Source organism: Lactonifactor longoviformis DSM 17459 (assembly GCF_900129135.1).
GTDB classification, from domain to species: Bacteria; Bacillota; Clostridia; order Lachnospirales; family Lachnospiraceae; genus Lactonifactor; species Lactonifactor longoviformis.
Genome location: NZ_FQVI01000033.1, coordinates 13,275 through 35,585, shown reverse-complemented (window position 1 = coordinate 35,585; position 22,311 = coordinate 13,275). Strand labels below are relative to the sequence as shown.

The following is a 22,311-nucleotide window of genomic DNA, read 5'->3' as shown; positions in this document are numbered from 1 at the left end:
GTGTCTGTCAATAACTTTTTTTATTTCTTTTTATCAGTTATCTCCGTGTGACTCACAGCAACTTTTATATAATATCATAAGCAGTACGCCTTGTCAACAACTTTTTTAATTCTTTCACTGTCGTTTCATGCAATTCCTGACAGCTGTACTAGAATATCACAAACAACTTACATTGTCAACAATAATCTACTATTTTGTCATGGACTTTTTCGATTCTCTGTTTTCCAGACAAATAAGTCCACCGGATGACAACCGGTGGACTTATATCGTAACATTTATGGGAATTATTGTCAATATGATATAGCAATTTTTCAATGGGTCTCACCCTAAAAAACCCTGCATAAAATGGAGCAGGACATTGTTATTATACCAAAAGTTTAAGAATGTATCCTCCTGAATCAGTTGGTGCATCTCTCTGCACCAGGCAAAGTCGAAATTGCATAATATCGTAATGATAAGGAAAAAAATCCATACAATTAAAATCCCCTGAACCGCCCCTGCCAGTCCTCCGCCAACCCGGTTAATAGAACTTAATACAGGCAGCTGCGCTACACTTTCCAGAGCAAAGGACAACAACCGAATCAATATTATAGCCAGAATAAAGGACAAAACAGCAGCAATCCCCTTTACCAGCATATGAGCTATATACACAGAGAGGTACTCCCCAAAAGTACCAACCACTAGCTGGCTGTACCCTTCCGCAGTGTTATTCAGCAGTAAACTATTCTTCAAAGACTCCGGCAGGGGGAGTTCTTCTATGATAGAAGACTGCTTTTCACCATCTCCGTCAATCTCATCTCCGCCCGCCACATAATTTTCCATTTGTGTCTCACAGATTTCCTGAATTTTATCATAGACAGGGGTCTGTTCTTCCAGGAATTCGCTTACGTGAGGGCTGATAAAAGAAGCCAATATCACAGCAAGCACTACCGAAACCATTGAGATAACCGTTCTGATAAGTCCCCTCCGGAATCCATTGATGATTGTAAATATCAGGAAAGCAAGCACAACTATACTAAGCCAATTCATAACATTTCTCCTGTAGATCTTCCGTTCTTTTCCAATGGGGAACCATTATTTAAACTTTATGGTACTGCTCCCCTTATCCGTCACAAGCATGTACTTATTCATACCCACTTTAAAGATGTCCTTAATGTTCCCCTCATCAATCGTCCCGTTAAACTTCTCAACTCCTTTTAAACTCATAAGGCAGACCTGGTTTTCATTATTCATGATTACCATACCGTCACTCAGCTTAACATTTTTATACTCAATATTAAAATCTCTTTCAAATAAAAGCCTTCCGGAAGTGCTGTACAGTCTCATAGTATATTGCTTGGACTTGTTGTCGCTTTTAAATATGAGACCCACATGGCTGTCGTCATAAAATGTACTGACAATTTCTTTCTTCACATCTACCTTTGTGGCTTCCTTTGGAATCTGTTTTCCTTTATAGATAGTAAAACCATTGTCACGGAAGGCCAGGGATGTGCTCTCATCCAGATACGCGACCTGGGGAACCAGAATCCCTTCGTATGTATAACCGCTGACTATGTTATCAATCTCATTTTGTCCGGCATTGCCGAAGTTATAATATGCCACGTAACTGGTGGAAACTCCATTTTCAACATATAAATAGGTTACCATAATCAGCTGGCCATTGGGAGATACTGCCAGATCCACCGGGTACCCCGGACTGTCGATTCTGGTCTGGTTTTCCGCTATCACAGTACCGTCAGATGCATAAAAATTAATCCAGGTCTTTTCACCATCTTCAAGAATTGCTGCCACCACACCCTGGCTGGCTACTTTTGCCTTTAATATGGGCAGGGAACTGTCAACTGCGCCAGAGGGCCCATCTTTTGAAAAGATGTACATAGCTGTCCCTTTTTTATCAGCAACTACCGCTGTTTCACCGCAGATATCCACCTGTGGGTCCTGCATCTCATACGTCTGATTCCAGACTACATTCTGTTTGCTGTCCAGCAGAGCGGCTCCGTCGTTCCCATACTTTAGTACAGCCCCGTCCAAATCCACGTAATTTTTAGAAGAGGTGTCTTCCTCCGTGAGAGAAAAAAGTACAGAGTATTTATGGTACACCCTCTTTTGGATCACCAGCGTTATTACCAGAACTACAACCGCAATCACCGCAGCAAGGATGCCGGCTCTCTTCAGCATTCTGATACGGTGTCTTAAAATCTTAGCCTTATAAGCTTCTATATCATTCCCATCCTGTTGTATTCGGGCCGCTTTCTGCGCTTTTGCCTTTTTCCTCTGCCTCTTCCACTTTCTTAACAGGTTTTTCATAGCTATTTCCTTATCCTTATGTATTTTCCGTATTTGATTTCTTTGAGTACCAGCGCTCTCATTATATCACACTCTTCTACGGTAGTAAAATTATTTGTCCCGGATAAATTGTTTCATCCTCCGACATTCCGTTTGCACTGCAGATTTCAGCTATCTTGGCACTGTTTCCGTAATATTTGTTGCTGATACTTGTCAGCGTATCTCCTCTCTTAATGGTATAGTACTGCGCTGCCGACTGACCGTTGCTTGGCTGGGCAGCATCTGCATTATCAAAGGGCTTTTTGGTATCCTCCGGCACCTGATGTTCTATAGACTCTGCCTCTTTTTTTGCAGAATCCTCATCCTCCTTGCTCCCCCCCTGGGTTTTATCCTTGGGTTCGTCCTGCGGTTCCTTTCCCTGGCTCTCAGAGGCAAGCCCATTTACCGGGGTCTTTTGTACCACGGGTTCCTTGTCTGTATCTTTTTGACTGTGAGTATCTGCTGCGCTTGCCACTACGTCTTTGGCATCTCTGAGCTTATTATAATTATTAAATAAGCCTGTCCCGACAGCCAGAACACCGATCAGAACACAGGCACTGGCAGCATAGACGAGAGAACCTGCTCTTTTCTGAGGTTTTGCTTCTGCTTTGGCCTCTACCTTTTTGCGGAAGTTTTTCACCGCTTTGTCTTCCACCTTTGCCTCATCCCTGGGCATATTTTCGTTCTGCGATATCAGGTAATTCTGCATGGGTTCATTTTTTTCATAGTAAATATAGAAGCCCAGCTGTCTGGTAAGTTTACTGTTCTCATAACGGTAAAATGCTTCTTCCTTTTCTGTTGGTTCCATGACAAAAAGAACCTTATCGCTTCCCCCAAAATGATCCAGATGTGTCCGGCAAATCACCTCATGGAGCTCCATCGAACATCCGGGAATAGAGAGAAACCATCCGACGATCTCCTGTTCTCCGAAATACTCTTTGTTTTTTTCATACACCTGATTCCAGACATCGTCCGTAAATACCAGATAGTCCTCGCTGATCTCCATATCGGGAAGGGCAATTGCACTCTTAACAAACAGGTAAGATACTCCATCCAGCCAGTTCGTCTGTCCCAGCAGAACCGCAGCCTGTCCTTTGTCTGACTTATCATTTGATAGTCTACTTAGATAAGTGTACGCATAATCTTCAATATATATTTTTTGTGCTTCATTAATTTCTCCTATCTGGCGTATATTGTTAGGAATTCGAAAGTAACCCTCGTTCCCCACTGGCTTTTGTTTTTCTTTCTCATATACAATTTCTATCATGATGTCACCCCTTTGGAGACAGAATAGCACAGCAATCATGCGAATTTTATCGTATCGTGAAAGGCCTGCCTTATTTTTTTACGACGAAAAACGCACATTAAGAATATTCTTCGGGCATCGGGGAAAACTGGAAAAAGAAAGGACGGAATCAGACTATGACTTTTTATATAAACGCAAAGGAACGCCACGCCAGCATTCGACTGGGGACGTCCCTTTTAGACTGTATGAGGACCCATCCCATACCCTGGGACGAAATCATTTTTCTCTGTATCGGAAGCGACAGAATCACAGGAGACAGCCTGGGACCTCTCATCGGACACCAGCTCTCCAAATACCACCTGGACCATGTACAGATATATGGAACCCTGTCCCATCCCGTCCATGCGCTGAACCTGTCAGAAACCGTAGAAAAGATTTCCTGCCGTCACCCCTCCTCCCTTATTGTAGCTATCGATGCTTCCCTGGGCTCTAAGAAGCATCTGGGATTTATTACTGTTGGAAACGGCACCATAGCCCCAGGAGCAGGTGTGCACAAAAAACTGGAGCCGGTGGGGGATGTCTTTATCACTGGAATTGTGAATCTTGCGGGAACCTTTGAACACCTTCTTCTTCAGACTACAAGGCTTTCCACTGTTGTCTCTATGGCTGATGCTATCACTAACGGCATTCTAATGGCTTATTATGAATACTTCTGCGAACGCCCTCTGCCCTTCCTGGAAGTGCGCCAGCCAGAGGAAGAGGGGCGCCTTCGCAGCTGGGTAAATACAACTCCGCTGGCTGCATCTGCCTCAGAGCCATACGGAAGGCGGTAATTCTGGTACGTATAATTAGGGCCAAACACTTTTTTAAGAATCCTTTTAAAAAACAAAAAGGTTTTTTTGGGAATCTTTGTATGCGAATAATACCGTCCAATCTCACAGGAACCACAATATTTATCCGTCAGAGTGATAATAAAGGTTTCCCAATGAGTGGGCGGTGTAAGCGTAACCGGCCACATATGCTTTAGAATCATCTCCTTTTCCAGAGGCGTAATCAAAAAATACTTTGCCGCATTGCGAAGCGCCGCCTTGGGATGGGTCATGGCATGGAAATGATCCCCTGTTTTCTCCGTATGCTCTCTCCAGTCATATAAAAAAAGGTCATGGAGCATTCCTGCCCTTGCAGCTGCGCGGTAATCCAGATGAAAGAATCTGCAGATACGGAAATTGTAGTATGCGACATTCAGACAATGCTGGTAGCAGCTGGTCTCGCAGTGATGAGGATAGTCTTTCATCTTAAGCACTGCCGGATGGTGCACAATATCCTTAATACATTCGTAGAATTCTTCATTTCCTTCATCCGTCACCGTATGAGCTTTACTCCTGCTCTTCTTCCTGTGATACATAGTTCCTCTTCTAGTCATTGCTCTATACCCTCCTGAAAAAAGCATGTATCTAATTGCCAACAGATTGTTCAAGAAAAGGGTGCAGCCTTCTGGCTGCACCCCTGAGACTTCAGTATTATTTTATAATATACACAGATTCCTGTAAAGGTCTATGCAAATGCTTTTATGGATTCGTAGATACCCTGTGCGTCTAATCCATATTTCTCTAAAAGTTTTACTGCAGGGCCGGACTCGCCGAACACGTCTTTCACACCAATTCTGAGCATAGGTGTAGGAGCTTTCTCTCCCAGGCATTCAGCGACTGCGCTTCCGAGACCGCCAATGATAGAGTGCTCTTCTACCGTCACTACCTTCCCGGTTTCTTTTGCAGCTGCAACTACAAGTTCCTCGTCCAGAGGTTTGATTGTATGAATGTTAATAACCTTTGCATCAATCCCTTCTGCTGCCAGTTTCTCTGCTGCTTCCAGGGATGCGCTTACGCAAAGACCTGTGGCAATGATAGTAAGATCCTTGCCTTCTCTCAGCGTAACTCCTTTCCCCAGTTCAAATTTATAGTCAGGATTAGAATTGATAACAGGCGCAGCCAGTCTGCCGAAACGAAGATATACAGGACCCACGTGCTCGTAAGCCGCTTCCACTGCCGCTTTTGCTTCAATATCATCGCTTGGATTTACAATTACCATTCCCGGAATGCTTCTCATCAGTGCAATATCCTCATTACACTGATGGGTCGCTCCGTCTTCCCCGACAGAGATACCCGCATGAGTAGCCCCAATTTTTACGTTCAGGTGAGGATATCCTACAGAGTTGCGCACCTGCTCAAAAGCACGTCCGGCAGCAAACATAGCAAAGGTGCTTACAAACGGCACTTTGCCTGTAGTCGCCATACCAGCGGCAATTCCTACCATATTACACTCTGCGATTCCGCAGTCAATATGGCGGTCCGGGAATGCTTTTTTAAAGGTACCTGTCTTGGTAGCTGCAGCTAAGTCAGCATCCAGAACTACTACATTGTCGTGTTTTTCTCCTAATGCCACCAGGGCATTGCCATAGCTTTCTCTTGTTGCAATCTTCTTTACTTCTGACATAACGCTTCACCTACCTTTTCTAAGTCTGCCATTGCCACTGCATACTGCTCATCATTTGGAGCTGCTCCGTGCCAGGATGCCTGATTCTCCATAAAGGATACGCCTTTCCCTTTTACTGTCTTAGCAATTATTGCTGTAGGCATGCCCTTTGTTGCTCTGGCTTCGTCAAATGCCGCTTTAATCTGATCCATATCATTGCCGTCTTCCAGATTAATTACATGGAAATTAAATGCTTCGAACTTTTTGTCGATTGGATAGGGAGAACATACATCCTCAATATCACCGTCGATCTGAAGTCCGTTATTGTCTACAATTACTACCAGGTTGTCCAGTTTTCTGTGGCCGGCAAACATAGCAGCTTCCCATACCTGGCCTTCCTGAACCTCACCGTCTCCCAACAGTGTGTACGTGCGGTAATCGGCACCGCTCATTTTTGCTGATAAAGCCATACCTACTGCGGCAGAAATCCCCTGTCCCAATGAGCCGCTGGACATATCCACTCCGGGAATATGCTTCATATCCGGATGTCCCTGGAGATAAGAACCCAGATGGCGAAGCGTCTTCAGATCCTCAACCGGGAAAAATCCTCTCTGCGCCAGTGTTGAGTAAAGCCCCGGCGCTGTATGGCCTTTGGATAATACAAATCTGTCACGGTCAGCCTTTTTGGGATCTTTGGGATCAATGTTCATCTCTTCAAAATAGAGGTATGTAAAGATATCAGCAGCTGAAAGAGATCCCCCCGGATGTCCAGCCTTTGCAGAATGAACTGCTGTCACGATTCCTTTACGGACTTCATTGGCAGTTTTCTGAAGTTCTAATTTGTTCATTTTTTTCACCTTTTCCTTCTTTAAAATGTGATATATTTATTAAAACAGGGTGCCCTGCTTTATTCCACCTTACTCTCCGAATACTGCGATGTAATCCTTCTGGAATTTTTCAATCCCGGTCGTAGTTAACGGATGTTTTGTCATCTGCTCAATTACTTTATAAGGCACAGTCGCAATATCAGCCCCTGCCAGTGCACACTCAGTTACATGCATGGTGTGACGTACGCTCGCAGCAATAATCTGTGTCTTGATCCCTGCCACAGAGAAAATATCTGTTATGGTTCGAATCAATTCTGTTCCGTTTACTGAAATATCATCCAGACGTCCCACAAAGGGAGATACATACGTTGCCCCGGCTCTTGCCGCCAAAAGTGCCTGGTTTGCCGTGAAGATTAATGTAACATTTGTCTTAATCCCCTCTGCGGAAAGAACCTTTACAGCTTTTAAGCCCTCCACTGTCATAGGAATTTTAACTACCATGTTTTTATGAATCTTTGCAATTTCCCTGCCCTCTGTTATCATGCCTTTTGCATCTGTAGTTGTCGCCTTAACTTCCCCGCTGATAGGACCGTCAATGATGGTTGTTATTTCTTTAATTACTTCCTCAAAACTGCGTCCTTCTTTTGCTATTAATGAGGGATTGGTTGTGACTCCGCAGATAACCCCCATATCATTTGCTTTTCTGATATCCTCTACATTTGCAGTATCAATAAAAAACTTCATATACCTGTCTCCTCCTGGTTTTGGAACGCCTCTGATTTACGTCTTCAGTATATCACGTATCAGCAGACGGTCAAGGGGGCGCAGTATTTATTAATAAATAATTTTATTAATAATATTGATTTTTATTAACTTTAATCATCATACGTTTTACATTTACGCCCAAAAATGGCGTTACTTTTGCGTCTGACAAAAAAATTATTATTAATAATTTTCCAAAATATATTTAATTAATTATTTTTCCTATGGTGTTTTCTGGCCTTTGCATAGGAAGTTGTCTTTCGGACGATAAGCTTAGGTTCGTATTCTATGTGATAGATACTGGTAGGCTGAATCCCAGAATATGGGTTGTTGGCAGAATTGATTTTTCTTATGATAATGTCACAGGCATCTCTTCCTTTCAGGGGTACAAAATGTTCGATGGTAGTCAGAGACATACGGTGCATACTGGAATAAAATGTATTATCACAGCCAATGACCGAGACGTCTGCGGGCACTTTGTATTTTTGATCCTGCAGGGCATCGATAATTCCAAATGCCATCATATCATTTAGTCCGGCAATTGCAGTGCAGCTAAATTCCCCGGCCAAAAGCTCTCTCGTGAGATTATAGCCCATCTTATACTCTGAATCAATATTCGGAATGATCTTGTCCAAAGCATCGTCCGCAGCTTTAATGATGACATGACCTTTCAGGCCTTCCCGCTCAAACTCACTGACAAATCCCTCCACCCGTTTCGAACGCTGCTGCTGCCGCTTGGTCAGAGGGGGTGTGATAAACGCCACGTCCCGATGTCCCAGATCCAGAAGATGACGGGCCATCAGCCTTCCCACTTTGGTATTGTCCTGGTTGATCGCATCCACTTCTATAGTCTTTTCCCTGTTGCTGATAATAACCAGAGGGATCTGCTGCGCCAGCTCTTCCACCTGCTCCATAAAACTCCTGCTGGGATTACAGGTATAGATTATCCCCTGGGGACGCACCACGGGCATCATCTTCAGATACTGCTCTTCCAGCTTCAGTTCTCTCTGGGTATTGCAGACGAATACCCCATATCCCTTTTCTTTTGCCACTGCCTCAATTCCCTGGAGAAGCATAACATAATAAGGATTCGTTAATGTAGGGCAGAATACAACAATTAGTTTGTGGACTTTGCTGTCACTATGATTCCTTCTTTTTGGAATTACATATCCCATATCTCTGGCAGCCTGCTCCACCCGCTCTATCGTATCCTTGGAAAAGGACACATTGTATTTTTTATTTAATACCATGGAGACCGTAGCCTGTGATACACCGGCCGCCCTGGCTATATCTACAGATGTTACCTTTTTCTTCAATCTATCCCCATCCTTCTACAGCTCTACCCGTCCTTCCAGGGCGCGAAGCAGCGTTACCTCATCAATGTATTCCAGATCTCCTCCCACAGGAACACCGCTTGCTATTCTGGTTACCTTGATTCCCGTAGGTTTAATCAGCTTACTGATATACATGGCTGTGGTTTCCCCCTCCAGACTGGAGTTGGTGGCAATAATTACCTCATCCACATCCTCCTGGAGACGCTGCATCAATTCCTTGAGCTTAATATCATTGGGGCCGATTCCCAGCATAGGAGAAATTGCCCCGTGCAGCACATGATATACACCCTCAAACTTACCTGTTTTTTCATAGGCGGCCAAATCTCTTGTATTTTCCACCACCATAATGGTCTTCTGATCCCGTCTGGGGTTACTGCAGATTGGACAGAACTCTTTGTCTGTCAGCGTATAACAGCACTTGCAGTACTGTACGTTCCGTCTTGCATCCAGGATGGAGGCAGACAGCTGTTCTACCTGGTCCTTGGGCATATTAATAATATGAAAGGCCAGGCGCTGCGCTGATTTAGCGCCAATGCCCGGCAATCTTGATAGTTGTTCAATTAACTTACTGATATGACTGCTAAAATAGTCCAAGATGTCTCTCCTCTAGAACGGAAGCCCGGACCCTAACCCGCCGGTTAATTTTGACATAGCCTTTGCCGTATCCTCTTCCATCATTCTCAGTGCTTCGTTGGCTGCTGCCATTATCAGATCTTCCAGCATCTCTACATCATCCGGGTCTACAACCTCTTCGTCTAATTTAACCTTCGTGATCACCTTTTTACCGGATACCGTTATCTCCACTGCACCGCCGCCTGCTGCTGCAGTATATTCCTTTTCCTCCAGCATCTTCTGGTTTTCTTCCATCTGCTTCTGCATCTTCTGTGCCTGCTTCATCAGATTGTTCATATTGCCGGGCATTCCCATGCCTCCGGGAAATCCTCCGCGTTTTGCCATCTTATAACCTCCTGTTTACAATCTTTATTCTATTCATAATGGCAGGCAGTGGTTATCTGCCGCCTCTGTCCTCTATCATACCACACTCTAGAAGTCATCTTCAATTACAACATCCATGTGAATCTTATCTTTTAAGATATCATCTACAGAAATCTCTGCCAGCCCGGTACGGGCTTCCTTGCTGTCCCTTTTTATAATCAGTTCAAGCTCTACGGATTTGCCCAGTTTTTTCTGAATAATATTGGATAAAGTGACTGCATTTTCCGGATTATCGATACATGCCTGTGCCAGATAGCTCTGAAACTCCACATAGAGCTTCGGCTCCCCTGTATTTCCATTATATTTGGGAACGGAATTCTGAAGCATCTGGTAAAACAGTCCCGAAGTTTCCCGGATCAGGCTTTTCCAGTTCTGCTTAATATACTGAAGATCCTCCGGGGCGGCCACTGCAGGTTTTATGGGCTCCTTTTCCTCTGCCTCCTCTTCCTGTTTTTGGGGAAGGGCTTCTTTTCCTGATGAAGCAGGCGCCGGAGCCGGTATCCCGTTCTCCATCTTATCCTCCAGGATACGGATACGGTCCAGTACAGAATCCAAATTAGTCTCCATGGCAGGTCTGCACAGCTTGATCAAGGCAATCTCTACCAATACTCTTTTTTGGCTTGCATAACGGATCTGATTGGAAAGCTCAGAGAATACCCGGATATATCTCATCAGAGTATCACTGTCCACCATCCGGCTCTCCTCCTCCAGCAATTTTCTGTTTTCCGTAGATACATCCAGAACATCCTCGATATTTTCAGACGTTTTTACCAGCAGCAGATTGCGCATATACCAGACAAAGTCTGAGACAAACTGTCCCAAATCCCTTCCTCTGGTAATCAGCTCCTCCAGGACCTGGATGGCGCCTGTGACATTGCCCTCCAGTACTTTTCTGAGAAGTTTGCTGAAGACTTCCGTATCCACAGCACCCAGAACATCCAGCACCTTGTCGTAGGTCAGCGTCTCCCCCAGATAAAAGGCGATGCACTGATCCAGAAGACTTAAGGCATCACGCATAGACCCATCTGCCGCCTTGGCAATATAGCGGATTGCCTTATCCTCCACCTCTACCTTTTCCTCTGTCATCAGTTCCTGCAGTCTTCCGGCGATGGTATCGACCGTGATTCTTCTGAAATCATACCGCTGACAACGGGAAAGTATAGTTATAGGAATCTTGTGGGCTTCTGTGGTTGCCAGTATAAAAATAACATAGGAAGGAGGCTCCTCCAACGTCTTTAACAGAGCATTGAAGGCGCCTACCGAAAGCATATGAACCTCGTCAATGATATACACTTTATATCTTCCCTGAGTGGGCCGGTAGGCAACCTCCTCCCGGATTTCTCTGATGTTGTCCACTCCATTATTGGACGCTGCGTCAATTTCTATCACATTCATGGAGGTGCCTGCAGAGATCGCCCTGCAGGTCTCGCATTCATTGCAGGGACTCCCGTCCACAGGATGCTCACAGTTTACTGTCTTCGCCAAAATCTTGGCAATGGTAGTCTTACCGGTTCCTCTGGTTCCGCAGAATAAATATGCATGTCCTATTCTGTCCGCTTTTACTTGATTTTTTAGTGTTGTGACGATATGCTCCTGACCCTTTACATCCTCAAAGGTGTCTGGGCGGAACTTGCGGTAAAGAGCAGTATAGCTCATGAAAATTCTCCTATTCTAATGTCTTTCCAGTCCGGAATTAATCTCCGAAGCTGATCCCAATCCGTTTGGCCTCCTCTATCAGAGGATCGCTGGGGGAAACCATCTTAAGCTTGCCGGCACATTCTTCCAGCGGAACCTTTTTCATCCTTCCGTTTACGATACCAACCATGTACCCATATTCTTCCTTCATGATCAAATCAGCGGCCGCTGAACCAATTCTGGTCGATAAAACTCTGTCATACGGACATGGACTTCCCCCTCTCTGGGTATGTCCGGGTACGGTAATTCTGATATCCGCACCGGTTGCTTTTGCTAGCTTGTCGGCAATTTCGTAAGAAACAGAGGGATATTTTCCTGCCTTTTCCTCCATTTTCTTTTTCAGCTCCTTTTTAGATAATTTCGCATCCTCCTTGGAGATTGCCCCTTCTGCCACTGCAAGGATGGTAAATCTCTTTCCCGCCTTGCTCCGCTTGTCGATGGCCTCCACAATTTTCTTATAATCAAAAGGAATTTCCGGAATCAAAATAATGTCCGCTCCGCCGGCAATTCCGGAATGAAGTGTCAGCCATCCCACCTTATGCCCCATTACCTCAACAATAAAAACCCGCCCGTGAGATGCCGCTGTGGTATGAATACAGTCGATGGCTTCCGTCGCAATATTAGCCGCACTCTGAAAACCGAAGGTCATATCCGTTCCCCAGATATCGTTGTCAATGGTCTTAGGAAGGTGGAGCACGTTTAATCCTTCCTGTCTCAACAGATTAGCCGTTTTCTGCGACCCGTTTCCCCCGAGAATCACAAGACAGTTTAAACGCAGCTTATGGTAAGTCTGAGTCATAGCCTCAACCTTGTCCAGCCCATTCTCATCCGGCACCCGCATCAGCTTAAACGGCTGTCTGGAAGTACCCAGAATCGTCCCTCCCTGTGTCAGAATCCCTGAAAAGTCCTTGGAAGAGAGCATTCTGTAATTTCCATATATTAATCCTTTGTATCCGTCGTCAAATCCATATACCTCTAGTTCGTCCAGGTTACTGCTAAGACCTTTTACCACACCCCGCATGGTAGCATTAAGGGCCTGACAATCTCCGCCGCTGGTCAGTAAGCCAATTCTCTTCATATTGTCACATCCAATCTTTTTAATATGAACCCATTATATAATATTTTATTTTTTATAACAAGGGGAAGGCGGATCTGGCTTATTTTTCTCAAAGCAATTGACAAACATTCAAATTCAATGTATACTATAAGTCCGTGCAGCCGGGGAGTTAGCGGTGCCCTGAACCTGCAATCCGCTACAGCAGGGGTGATGCCAAACTGAGGCTTTTATCTTGTAGAGCTGCCCTCTATAAGTGGCGTTGACGTCTGGGTCTTACGCAACAGAACTCTATGAATCGTGTCAGGTCAGGAATGAAGCAGCACTAAGTAGAATCTTCTGTGTGCCGTAAGGGTGCCTGGGCCGAGTTAACTGTAGAGGTAACGTCTATGGGGTGGAGTCGAAGGGCGGCGCACGTAAAAAATTAATTTGTCTTATATTCAAATCTGCAGCATATATTATCATTCTTTCTTAATGAAATTATTTATTCCCCACTATTATAAGTACATAAGCTCCCCAATGACACGCGGTTCGGAATACATCCTCTTTTTTTCTGATACCCGGATTATACCTACAGCCTTTGAAATTATTTGCACCAGGATTTTGTTATATTTCTGTTATATTCATAATACAATGAACTAACCCTTAACCATTAAGGAGGCAGACAACCATGCAGTCATGGATCATGGAAATTATGAATACTTACGGATATCTGGGCATCGCCCTGTTAATTACCATCGAAAATGTATTCCCCCCCATCCCCTCGGAGGTCATCCTTACCTTTGGCGGCTTTATGACAACCTACACTAAGATGAACATCCTGGGGGTTGTCCTCTCTTCTACCGTAGGCTCTGTGTTCGGCGCTATCATCCTTTATGAGGTGGGGAGCCTGGTGTCTCAGGAGCGGCTGGAAAAAATATTGAGCGGACGGCTGGGACATCTCCTCCACTTCAAACAGGAGGATGTGGGAAAAGCAATACGCTGGTTTGACAGCCAGGGGAATTACACGGTCCTTTTCTGCCGCTGTATCCCAATTGTGAGGAGTCTTATATCTATCCCTGCAGGCATGGCTAAGATGCCTCTTCCCACCTTCCTTTTTCTCACTACCGTCGGCAGCACCATCTGGAACCTGCTTCTTGTCACTCTGGGAGCTATGGCAGGGGCTTCCTGGCAGCGGGTGGTCCTCTATATGAATACTTACTCCGATGTAGCTGTGGCAGTCACAGTGGGCGGACTTTTATTAGGCCTATTTGTTGTTTACCGGAAAAGAAAGAAAAAATAAAGAGGGGGACGGTTCAGGCTGAACACGTCCCTATTTCACTACATCCCCGCGGCTGGTTACGATTCGGTAGCCGATCCGTTCCATCCGCTTTTCCAGCAATACTTTATGTTCAGCCGCCTCCAGCCCGGTACAGGCCTTATTGTTGTAAAGGCTGTACAGCTGTCTCACCGACAAAGGCGACAGATTGGGCATTACCACATTGGCACCGGCCAGAATTCCCAGCTCCCTTCCCTCCGAATGCAGAGTACCCAGAGCCGTAGTCGCAGGGATCAGCGCGTGTGGGAAGAGCAGCCTTAATATAGCTGTGAGATTCAGGCACATTGTCAAATCCCCTTCCTTCTCTTCCCGAAAGGGAGTATCTTTGTGGGGGAGAAACGGACCTATGCCGATCATTGCCGGCTGCAGTTTCTGGAGAAATCTCAGATCTTCAATCAGATGCTCCGGAATCTGCCCGGGGGACCCTACCATGAAGCCTGATCCCACCTGATATCCTAATTCCTTTAAGTAAAAAAGGCATTGCTTCCTGTTCTCCAGGCTGAGGGAGGAAGGGTGCAGCTGTCTGTAATGTGTTTCATCTGCAGTCTCATGCCTTAACAGATAGCGATCCGCACCGGCATCATGCAGCTTCTTATAGCTCTCCCTGCTTCTCTCCCCCAGAGACAGAGTAACCGCACAGTCCGGATATTCTTTTTTGATTCCGGTAATGATCCTGCAAAGGCGGTCATCCGTATAATATCCATCCTCCCCTCCCTGAAGAACAAAGGTGCGAAAACCCAGAGCATACCCTTCTTCGCAGCACTCCAGAATCTCATCCTCCCCAATATGGTATCTTGTCAGCTCTCTATTACTTTTACGTATTCCGCAGTAGTAGCAGTCATTCTTGCAGAAATTGGATATCTCTATCAGCCCGCGTATGTAGACGTCTCTGCCATACAATTTCTGCCTTACGCCAGCTGCCGTCTCATAGAGAAAGCTGGTAACCCATTCGTCCCTGCAGGTGATCAGCATCCCTAAAAAATCATCCTCCGCATCCTTTCGTCTAGCCAGCTGAAGGATTCGTTCTCTGTATTGTTCTTCGTTCATAATAACAGCATCTCCCTATCTATCCTCCTGCATCCGGTAGCCCACACCTACCTCTGTAAAGATATACTTTGGCTCTGCAGGGTTTTTCTCCAGCTTTCTACGTATATTAGCCATATTGACCCGGAGAATCTGGTTGTCATCCCCGGCATAGGGACCCCATATTTCTTTCATAATATGATCATAGGTCAAAACCTTTCCCGCATTCTTGGCAAGCAGGGTAATCAGCTTATATTCTATCTGTGTCAGATGAATGCTCTGCCCCTCCAGCATAACAAGCCGTTTTCCAAAATCAATCTCCAACCCTTCTACCTGATATTTTTCGGAGGAATTTCCCGCTTTCGCTTTGTCGTGGTGACGCAGCGCTGTCCTGATCCTGGCCATAAGTTCATCCGTGCCGAAGGGCTTCGTTATGTAGTCATCTGCTCCAAGATCCAATGCTGCCACCTTCTCCTTTTCCTGTGTTCTGGCAGATATTACAACAATGGGAGTTTCTGCCCATTCCCGTACCTGCTTTATAATGTCCAGACCATCCATATCCGGCAGGCCCAGATCCAAAAGGATTACATCCGGGCAGTGGGAAGTGATAGCGCTTAAGGCTTCTTTTCCTGTATAGGCTTTAATCACCTTATAATTTCTGGAATTTAATACGGTTTCTACAAAATCAGCGATGTTTTTCTCATCCTCGATAATCAAAATTAACTCTCTGTGATCCTTCATTTTGCTTCTCCTTCCAATGGAAGAGTAAATATAAATTCGGCCCCATCTGAATGGTTTCTGGCCTCAATGGCTCCCCCATGTGCAGTTATAATACTTTTACATATGGACAGGCCGATCCCCATCCCTTTAGAGGAATCGCTCCCTCTCCCTCTTTCGCTGCTGATGCCGTCAAAGAGATCCGGCAGTTTATCCTCTGCAATTCCGATCCCGTGATCTCTCACCTGGAACAGCACTGTGTCCTTTTCTTTTGTAACAGTAAACTCAATTGGCCTTGTGCTCCCGGAATGCAGCAGTGCATTTTCCAGAAGATTGATAATTACCTGTTCCACCAGTGTGGCGTCCATAGGCACCATCAGGAAATCCTCCGGAATTGTGGTTCGTATCTCTGCTCCCGGGTATCTCTTTTTTAGTCTTATCACGCCCTCAGACACCACTTCCTCCAAAGGCTCCGGGGATTTATTCACCTTTGTATTCCCCTCCCGGATTCTCGTCACCGACAGCAGATTCTCCACCATGTGCAGCAGCCAGGTGGCATCTTCCCTGATATGCTGTATCAGCCCCTCTTTTTCCTCCTCCTTTAACGTATCCTTTGCTTCCAGGTACAAATCGCTGGAACCTATCATACTCGTAAGAGGGGTACGGAGATCGTGGGAAACTGCACGCAGAAGATTGGCCCGCATCTTTTCCTTTTCTGTCTCCACCTCCAGCTTTTTCTGTGATTCATAGAGCTTTTTATTCATCTCATCTCTCTCCTCTGCCAGCCTTTTCTGCTCTTTCATACTGGTTGTGGTAGCACTGGTAATAAATGAAATTACCAGCATCCCTATGAACGTAGCCGGATAACCGTCTCTGGTAAAATCGATTTGCCAGAATGGATAGGTAAAAAAGAAATTAACCCCCAGAACGCCTATAAAACAGGATATAATTCCCCAAAAATACCCTGACGTATATCTGGAGATGAGAACAGTTGCCATCATATACACAATTGCCATATTCGTCATACTCTCTGTGGTGTGGTAAAACCAGTAGGCCAGCGCTGTGGCCAGCACAAGCAGAGCCATAGTTACTATAAATTCCTTAAGTCTTTTCATTTCCGGCCGTTTTCCTCCTCATACTTTATACGGCACAATACTTATGCCCGCCCGAAGGGCATGAATTATTCCTTTGGTATCTAACAGTATACCGCAATTTTTTCTGCTTGTAAGCAGGTAATTTTCCATTTTTAACGCTTTCTTTACGGAAGTACTTATTTTATCATGTTATATTGGATTTGCGTAGAATTTTTGGAGAAAATATGGAAAGGAAATAAACACATGAAAACAAGTGACATACTCATCCTCCTGGGAGGGCTTGCCCTCTTCCTATACGGCATGCATATGATGAGCGACGGGTTGGAGGCGGCAGCCGGCAACCGAATGAAACGCATCTTAGAAAAGCTAACTGCCAACCGCTTTCTTGGCATTGCTGTAGGCGCAGGCATAACAGCTGTCATACAGTCTTCCTCCGCCACGACTGTTATGGTAGTCGGTTTTGTCAACTCCCGTCTCATGACGCTCCGTCAGGCTGTCTGGATTATTATGGGAGCCAATATCGGTACAACGATCACAGGCCAGCTTATTGCCCTTGACATCAGTGCTATCGCGCCCCTCATAGCCTTTATCGGCGTCTCCATGGTAGTATTTCTGAAGGGAGAGAAAAATCATCATTTCGGCGCCATTATTGCCGGTCTGGGGGTGCTTTTTATCGGAATGGGAATGATGAGCGACGCTATGATGCCCCTCCGGGATTCTGAGGGATTCATCCATCTGATGACCCAGTTTTCTAACCCGCTTTTGGGAATTCTGGCCGGCGCTCTCTTTACTGCAGTAATCCAGTCCTCCTCAGCCTCTGTGGGAATTCTTCAGGCACTGGCATCCAGCGGTCTGATCGGCCTTTCCAGTTCTGTATATGTTCTGTTTGGGCAGAATATCGGTACCTGCATCACCGCAGTACTGGCCTCTATCGGCACCAACCGGAATGCAAAGAGAACAACCATTATTCATCTGCTGTTTAATACCATTGGAACCGGCATCTTCGTATGTGTCTGCATGCTGACCCCATTTACATCCGTCATACAGTCACTGACACCGGATAACCCTGCAGCGCAGATTGCAAATGTACATACTCTGTTTAATATAGTCACCACACTGCTGCTGCTTCCCTTCGGCAATTATCTGGCCTCTCTGTCAGAAAAACTGCTTCCGGATAAAGGAGAAGAAGAAGAAGGCGGCCATTCCCTCATGTATCTGCACACCCTTCCCCATGCGGGAGATTACAAAATAGGATGGGCTGCATTGGCTGTTTCCCAGCTCCAGCAGGAAGTCTACCGTATGTTCCAATTTGCCAGAGAAAATGTGCTTCTCAGCTTTGAGTCTGTGGAACACCGCTCCACGAAGAAAATGACTCAGATTCTGGCCAATGAGGAATACCTGGATTATCTGAATATGGAGATATCCAGATACATCTCTACCCTCATGGCACAAGAGATGTCACACAAAGACAGCAAAATCATCAACGGCTATTTTAAAATAGTAGGGAATATCGAGAGGGTGGGAGACCATGCTATGAATATCGCAGAATATGCGGAAATGCTCTGCAATAAAGATCTTAAATTTTCCTCCACAGCCATCCAGGAAATTCAGTCTATGAAAGCAGTGTGCCTGACGACTCTGGATCAGCTTGCCCCACAGAAGTCAGTTTCTCCTCTTCATATTCTGGAGCAGGTGGCCAAATATGAGCAGCAGATCGATGATATCAATGCCCAGTTCCGGCAGAACCAAATCATACGGATGCAAAATGGAACCTGCCTGGCAGAAACCAGCATTCTTTATTCTGAGATGCTTACGGATTTCGAAAGAATTGGTGATCATGCTTTGAATATTGCCAAAGAATATACAACGATGTGGGAAGGGGAAAGCAAAGAGATGGGCATCGCGGCCACGGAAACCCTTTAATGCTCACATAGAAACAGCCATTCTGCAGTTATTGCCAACTGCTGAGAATGGCTGTTTTTATATTTCCGGGTTCTACTGTCCCACGGCATCCTGCTCTTGGCGCTCCCCTTCCAGACTGGGCTGTCCGATGTAAGCCTCTGCGATATTTACACAAAGGCTTCCCATCCTTTCCATACTGTACAATATAGTTGTAAAGGCTCCCGTAAGCTCTGGGCTGCATTTCCCTTTTTTCAGTCTCTGTACATGGTTCTTCCTGAGTTTATTTTCCTGTATCTGCAGTTCGTCCCTTTGCTGAATCACCTTAAATGCTGCGGCCCGGTTATCGTTCTGCACAGCATCCATAGCGGAGAGAAGCATCCCCTCTATTTTTTCCAGCATACTTTCCATTTCCTTCTCTGCTTCCTTTGAAAACGCATATTCTTTGCCCTCCCGGTTATCCTCCAGGCGCTCTTTTCGTACCTTAGCCACTTCCTGACACCTTTGGCTGATCCTGTCCACATCACAGGCTATATACATCAGGCTGGCCGCCCGCATAGACTGCACCTCTGTGAGTGTACCGCTGGCAAAAAGATTGGAGATAAACTTTTCTATCTGGCCATACAGATGCTCTACAACGCCCCGCCTCTCGCAGACATTTTTCCATACAGCAGCCGTTTTCTGATCCATTGCTTTTCTTGCCTCACTTATCATTTCCTGAACCATATGTGCGCAGCGCACGATCTCCTCATTGGCCAGATGCAGGGCGAATACCGGCTGGCCTGCCATCTTGTCGTCCAGAAACTGGGGCTGGCCTTCTGTGTCAACCACATCCTCTCCCGGCACAATCTTAGTGACAATCTTAACCATCAGCCAGATAAAGGGAATCCACAGAAGCGTATTTGCCACATTAAAGGCTGTGTGGGCATTTGCAATCTGTCTGGAAATCACATCAATCTCATTTCCCTTGGGAGAGATAAACTCCACAAACTTTGCGAACCATGGAATGATCCAGATAAAGAGGAAGCTTCCTGTAATGTTAAATACACTGTGGGCAACTGCTGTCCGCTTTGCATTTTTAGACTGACCTACGGAGGCCAGCAATGCAGTAATTGTTGTTCCGATGTTGTCTCCCAGAAGAATGGGAATCGCACCTGTAAGTCCTATGACACTGGATATGCCGTCAGGTCCCGCCTGACTGGCAAAATTCTGCAGGACTGCAATCGTGGCACTGCTGCTCTGCACCACAAGGGTCATAACTGTACCCAGAAGGACGCCCAGAACCGGTATGTGAGAAACTTTTGCTATCATATCGGTAAATACAGGGCTGGCAGCCAGAGGTTTCATGACATCCCCCATGGTGGTAATTCCCAGGAATAAAATTCCAAAAGCAAATATGGTCTGCCCTATATTCTTGGCTTTTTCCTTTTTGCAGAAAAAGAAAATTACAAACCCAATGAAAATAATAGGCCATATGTAATCCGTAATCTTAAAAGCAATAATCTGTGCGGTCATGGTTGTTCCGATATTCGCGCCCAAAATGACAGAAATCGCCTGGGGCAGCTTCATTAATCCTGCACTGACAAATCCAATCACCATTACTGTTGTGGCACTGCTGCTCTGCAGAACCGCAGTCGTCAGAGCTCCGGCCAGCACGCCTACGATAGGATTCTTCGTCAGAATCCCCAGTACATATTTCATTTTCTCCCCTGCAACCTTCTGCAGGCCTTCACTCATCATATTCATTCCATAGATGAATACAGCTAATCCTCCTAACAACCCAAACACTGTCCGCATCGTCTCATTCATATACTTTTTCTCCGTTAACTATCTTTTCTTATCTCTTGTTTACGGTCCAAGTATATTGGTTTTATGTTAAATCTATGTAAAACTTTAGGTAAAATTTAAGTAAATTCTTCCGAAAATCAGCCATTTGACTTTACATAAGGAATCCAGACGGCCGGATTTCAACACCAAAAAAGAGCCTTTAAAAGACTCTCTTTCTGACTTCTCTTATATATTCAGGCGATGTACCGCAGCATCCGCCGATGAGATCCGCCCCGGCTTTTACCAGACGCTCCATGTGTACGGCAAATTCCTCAGCCCCCATCTGATATACCGCATTTCCCTCATCATCAATCACAGGCATTCCGGCATTGGGTTTTGCCAGAACCGGAACCTTTACATTTTTTTTGATATTAGTTACCACCGCTTCCAGCTGATCCGGTCCTACTGAGCAGTTGATCCCTACCGCATCTGCCCCCATCTCTTCCAGGCTTACCACCGCCTCAAGTATATGTCCGCCAAAAAAAAGGCTGCCGTCCGCTTCTACAGTCATAGAACACATAACCGGGAGATCGCAGATTTCATGGGCAGCGTCCAGAACGGCCATTGTCTCCTGAATCCCGATCATAGTCTCCGCCACCAGAAGATCTACCCCTGCTGTACAAAGGCTCCGGATCTGCTGTGCGTATACCTCATACAATTCCTCATAGGGCATCTCCATCTTCCCGGTCGTTGTTATATCACCTGCAACCAGACACCTTGTGCCAACCGCCCCGCGTGTTACTGCTACCAGCTCTCTGTTCATTTCCTCTACCTTATCTTCCAGTCCGTGCCCCTTCAGGCTTATGGCATTGGCTGCAAAGGTAGGCGCATATACAATCTGTGACCCTGCATCTGCATACCCTCTCTGCAATTCTGTCAAAGACTGAGGATTTTGGATTATCCACTCTTCTGTACATACTCCTCTGGGCATCCCTGCCTGAATCAAGTTAGATCCAGTGGCCCCATCCAGAATCACAGGCCTGCGGGCTATTAAATCATTCCATTCCCTTTTTGTCATCCGTCACCTGTTCCTTTCTTTTCTTTGCTTCCCGAAGTTCCTTAAAAAATCCGCTGAGCATCCCGCTGCACTCCTCTTCCAGAACGCCTCTCTCAACTTCTGCCTTATGGTTAAATCCGTCCATCTCCAGCAGATTCAGGACAGAACCGGCACATCCGGCCTTAGGATTCATACTTCCGATCACTACCTTATCAATCCTGGCCTGTACAATGGCGCCTGCACACATCTGGCAGGGTTCCAGTGTAACATACATGGTACATCCCTCCAGCCTCCAGTCCCCCAGCTTCCTGCTAGCCTTTCTTATCGCGTTCAGCTCAGCATGGGACAGCGTATTCTTGTCCGTATTCCTTCTGTTATATCCTCTGGCAATAATCCGCCCCTCAGAGACAATCACGCATCCGATAGGCACTTCCCAGAGAGCATACGCCTTTTTTGCCTGGCGTATCGCCTCTTTCATAAACTTTTCCTGTTCTGTCATAAATCGTCCTTTATATTTACTAAAAATATATCATACATTCTAACACGTTCTGATAACTTGGGCAAATAAAAAATACTGCTAAACAGCAAATAAACCAACTGTTTAACAGCATCTTCAGCAGCGGAGACGGTGGGATTCGAACCCACGTGCCGGTTACCCGGCAACTTGATTTCGAGTCAAGCTCGTTATGGCCGCTTCGATACGTCTCCATAATAAATAAGAGTTA

General features: G+C 45.6%; 20 protein-coding genes, 1 tRNA gene and 1 other RNA gene. 4 read left to right on the top strand and 18 right to left on the bottom strand.

The window, feature by feature from the left end; translation table 11 throughout:
• Window positions 1-321: 321 nt before the first annotated feature.
• The 3 genes from BUA56_RS19795 to BUA56_RS19785 all read right to left on the bottom strand — a co-directional run bounded on the left by BUA56_RS19795 (window position 322) and on the right by BUA56_RS19785 (window position 3,592).
• The gene (locus BUA56_RS19795) at window positions 322-1,029 is read right to left on the bottom strand and encodes a CvpA family protein (RefSeq protein ID WP_072854508.1); all 708 of its coding nucleotides are present in this window, start codon (window positions 1,027-1,029) and stop codon (window positions 322-324) included.
• A gap of 45 nt (window positions 1,030-1,074) precedes the next feature.
• Complete coding sequence (locus tag BUA56_RS19790; RefSeq protein WP_072854507.1) at window positions 1,075-2,307, bottom strand: DUF5711 family protein; 1,233 nt, start codon at window positions 2,305-2,307, stop codon at window positions 1,075-1,077.
• A 76-nt stretch (window positions 2,308-2,383) separates the two neighbouring features.
• The gene (locus tag BUA56_RS19785) at window positions 2,384-3,592 is read right to left on the bottom strand and encodes a LysM peptidoglycan-binding domain-containing protein (protein WP_072854506.1); all 1,209 of its coding nucleotides are present in this window, start codon (window positions 3,590-3,592) and stop codon (window positions 2,384-2,386) included.
• A 155-nt stretch (window positions 3,593-3,747) separates the two neighbouring features.
• Here BUA56_RS19785 and yyaC point away from each other — a divergent pair, with 155 nt between their 5' ends.
• The gene (gene yyaC, locus BUA56_RS23785) at window positions 3,748-4,404 is read left to right on the top strand and encodes a spore protease YyaC (RefSeq protein WP_072854505.1); all 657 of its coding nucleotides are present in this window, start codon (window positions 3,748-3,750) and stop codon (window positions 4,402-4,404) included.
• A 721-nt stretch (window positions 4,405-5,125) separates the two neighbouring features.
• Here the strand turns inward: yyaC and BUA56_RS19770 are convergent.
• From BUA56_RS19770 to BUA56_RS19735, 8 genes are all read right to left on the bottom strand, one after another.
• Window positions 5,126-6,064 carry a transketolase family protein gene (locus tag BUA56_RS19770; RefSeq protein WP_072854503.1) on the bottom strand — a complete coding sequence of 313 codons (939 nt, stop codon included), beginning with the start codon at window positions 6,062-6,064 and terminating at the stop codon, window positions 5,126-5,128.
• On the bottom strand, window positions 6,052-6,918 hold the full coding sequence (locus tag BUA56_RS19765) for a transketolase (protein WP_226903812.1): 867 nt from the start codon (window positions 6,916-6,918) through the stop codon (window positions 6,052-6,054). Before BUA56_RS19765 ends, BUA56_RS19770 begins: the two co-directional genes overlap by 13 nt.
• A gap of 42 nt (window positions 6,919-6,960) precedes the next feature.
• Window positions 6,961-7,614: a fructose-6-phosphate aldolase gene (gene fsa / locus BUA56_RS19760; protein ID WP_072854502.1), complete on the bottom strand. Its 654-nt coding sequence runs from the start codon at window positions 7,612-7,614 to the stop codon at window positions 6,961-6,963.
• Window positions 7,615-7,841: 227 nt separating this feature from the next.
• Window positions 7,842-8,948, bottom strand: a complete 1,107-nt coding sequence (locus BUA56_RS19755) for a LacI family DNA-binding transcriptional regulator (protein ID WP_072854501.1) — start codon at window positions 8,946-8,948, stop codon at window positions 7,842-7,844.
• Window positions 8,949-8,963: 15 nt separating this feature from the next.
• Window positions 8,964-9,560: a recombination mediator RecR gene (gene recR, locus BUA56_RS19750; RefSeq protein ID WP_072854500.1), complete on the bottom strand. Its 597-nt coding sequence runs from the start codon at window positions 9,558-9,560 to the stop codon at window positions 8,964-8,966.
• Window positions 9,561-9,572: 12 nt separating this feature from the next.
• Window positions 9,573-9,923, bottom strand: a complete 351-nt coding sequence (locus tag BUA56_RS19745; protein ID WP_072854499.1) for a YbaB/EbfC family nucleoid-associated protein — start codon at window positions 9,921-9,923, stop codon at window positions 9,573-9,575.
• An 87-nt stretch (window positions 9,924-10,010) separates the two neighbouring features.
• Window positions 10,011-11,618 (bottom strand): DNA polymerase III subunit gamma/tau, encoded by a 1,608-nt coding sequence (gene dnaX, locus BUA56_RS19740; RefSeq protein WP_072854498.1) that lies wholly within the window; start codon window positions 11,616-11,618, stop codon window positions 10,011-10,013.
• A 37-nt stretch (window positions 11,619-11,655) separates the two neighbouring features.
• Window positions 11,656-12,735 carry a 6-phosphofructokinase gene (locus BUA56_RS19735; protein WP_072854497.1) on the bottom strand — a complete coding sequence of 360 codons (1,080 nt, stop codon included), beginning with the start codon at window positions 12,733-12,735 and terminating at the stop codon, window positions 11,656-11,658.
• A 132-nt stretch (window positions 12,736-12,867) separates the two neighbouring features.
• Between BUA56_RS19735 and ffs the strand changes: the two genes are divergently transcribed.
• Both ffs and BUA56_RS19725 read left to right on the top strand, forming a co-directional pair.
• Window positions 12,868-13,129, top strand: an RNA gene (gene ffs, locus BUA56_RS19730) — signal recognition particle sRNA large type.
• Between the two features lie 252 nt (window positions 13,130-13,381).
• Window positions 13,382-13,993: a DedA family protein gene (locus tag BUA56_RS19725; RefSeq protein WP_072854496.1), complete on the top strand. Its 612-nt coding sequence runs from the start codon at window positions 13,382-13,384 to the stop codon at window positions 13,991-13,993.
• Between the two features lie 30 nt (window positions 13,994-14,023).
• Here BUA56_RS19725 and hydE read toward each other — a convergent pair whose 3' ends face one another.
• From hydE to BUA56_RS19710, 3 genes are read right to left on the bottom strand one after another with little or no spacing between them, the layout of a single operon-like run.
• Window positions 14,024-15,076, bottom strand: a complete 1,053-nt coding sequence (hydE, locus tag BUA56_RS19720) for a [FeFe] hydrogenase H-cluster radical SAM maturase HydE (protein ID WP_072854495.1) — start codon at window positions 15,074-15,076, stop codon at window positions 14,024-14,026.
• A gap of 15 nt (window positions 15,077-15,091) precedes the next feature.
• Complete coding sequence (locus BUA56_RS19715; RefSeq protein ID WP_072854494.1) at window positions 15,092-15,793, bottom strand: response regulator; 702 nt, start codon at window positions 15,791-15,793, stop codon at window positions 15,092-15,094.
• Window positions 15,790-16,884, bottom strand: a complete 1,095-nt coding sequence (locus BUA56_RS19710) for a sensor histidine kinase (protein WP_072854493.1) — start codon at window positions 16,882-16,884, stop codon at window positions 15,790-15,792. The genes BUA56_RS19715 and BUA56_RS19710 overlap by 4 nt, the downstream gene beginning before the upstream one ends.
• 222 nt (window positions 16,885-17,106) lie before the next feature.
• Here BUA56_RS19710 and BUA56_RS19705 point away from each other — a divergent pair, with 222 nt between their 5' ends.
• Window positions 17,107-18,786 carry a Na/Pi cotransporter family protein gene (locus BUA56_RS19705; protein ID WP_072854492.1) on the top strand — a complete coding sequence of 560 codons (1,680 nt, stop codon included), beginning with the start codon at window positions 17,107-17,109 and terminating at the stop codon, window positions 18,784-18,786.
• Window positions 18,787-18,858: 72 nt separating this feature from the next.
• Here the strand turns inward: BUA56_RS19705 and BUA56_RS19700 are convergent, their stop codons facing one another.
• The 4 genes from BUA56_RS19700 to BUA56_RS19685 all read right to left on the bottom strand — a co-directional run bounded on the left by BUA56_RS19700 (window position 18,859) and on the right by BUA56_RS19685 (window position 22,294).
• Window positions 18,859-20,571: a Na/Pi cotransporter family protein gene (locus BUA56_RS19700; RefSeq protein ID WP_072854491.1), complete on the bottom strand. Its 1,713-nt coding sequence runs from the start codon at window positions 20,569-20,571 to the stop codon at window positions 18,859-18,861.
• A gap of 178 nt (window positions 20,572-20,749) precedes the next feature.
• Window positions 20,750-21,607, bottom strand: coding sequence for a homocysteine S-methyltransferase family protein (locus tag BUA56_RS19695; protein ID WP_072854490.1), 858 nt, complete (start codon window positions 21,605-21,607; stop codon window positions 20,750-20,752).
• Complete coding sequence (gene tadA, locus BUA56_RS19690) at window positions 21,585-22,085, bottom strand: tRNA adenosine(34) deaminase TadA (protein WP_072854489.1); 501 nt, start codon at window positions 22,083-22,085, stop codon at window positions 21,585-21,587. The genes BUA56_RS19695 and tadA overlap by 23 nt, the downstream gene beginning before the upstream one ends.
• 121 nt (window positions 22,086-22,206) lie before the next feature.
• Window positions 22,207-22,294 (bottom strand) — tRNA-Ser (locus tag BUA56_RS19685).
• Between the last annotated feature and the right edge of the window lie 17 nt (window positions 22,295-22,311).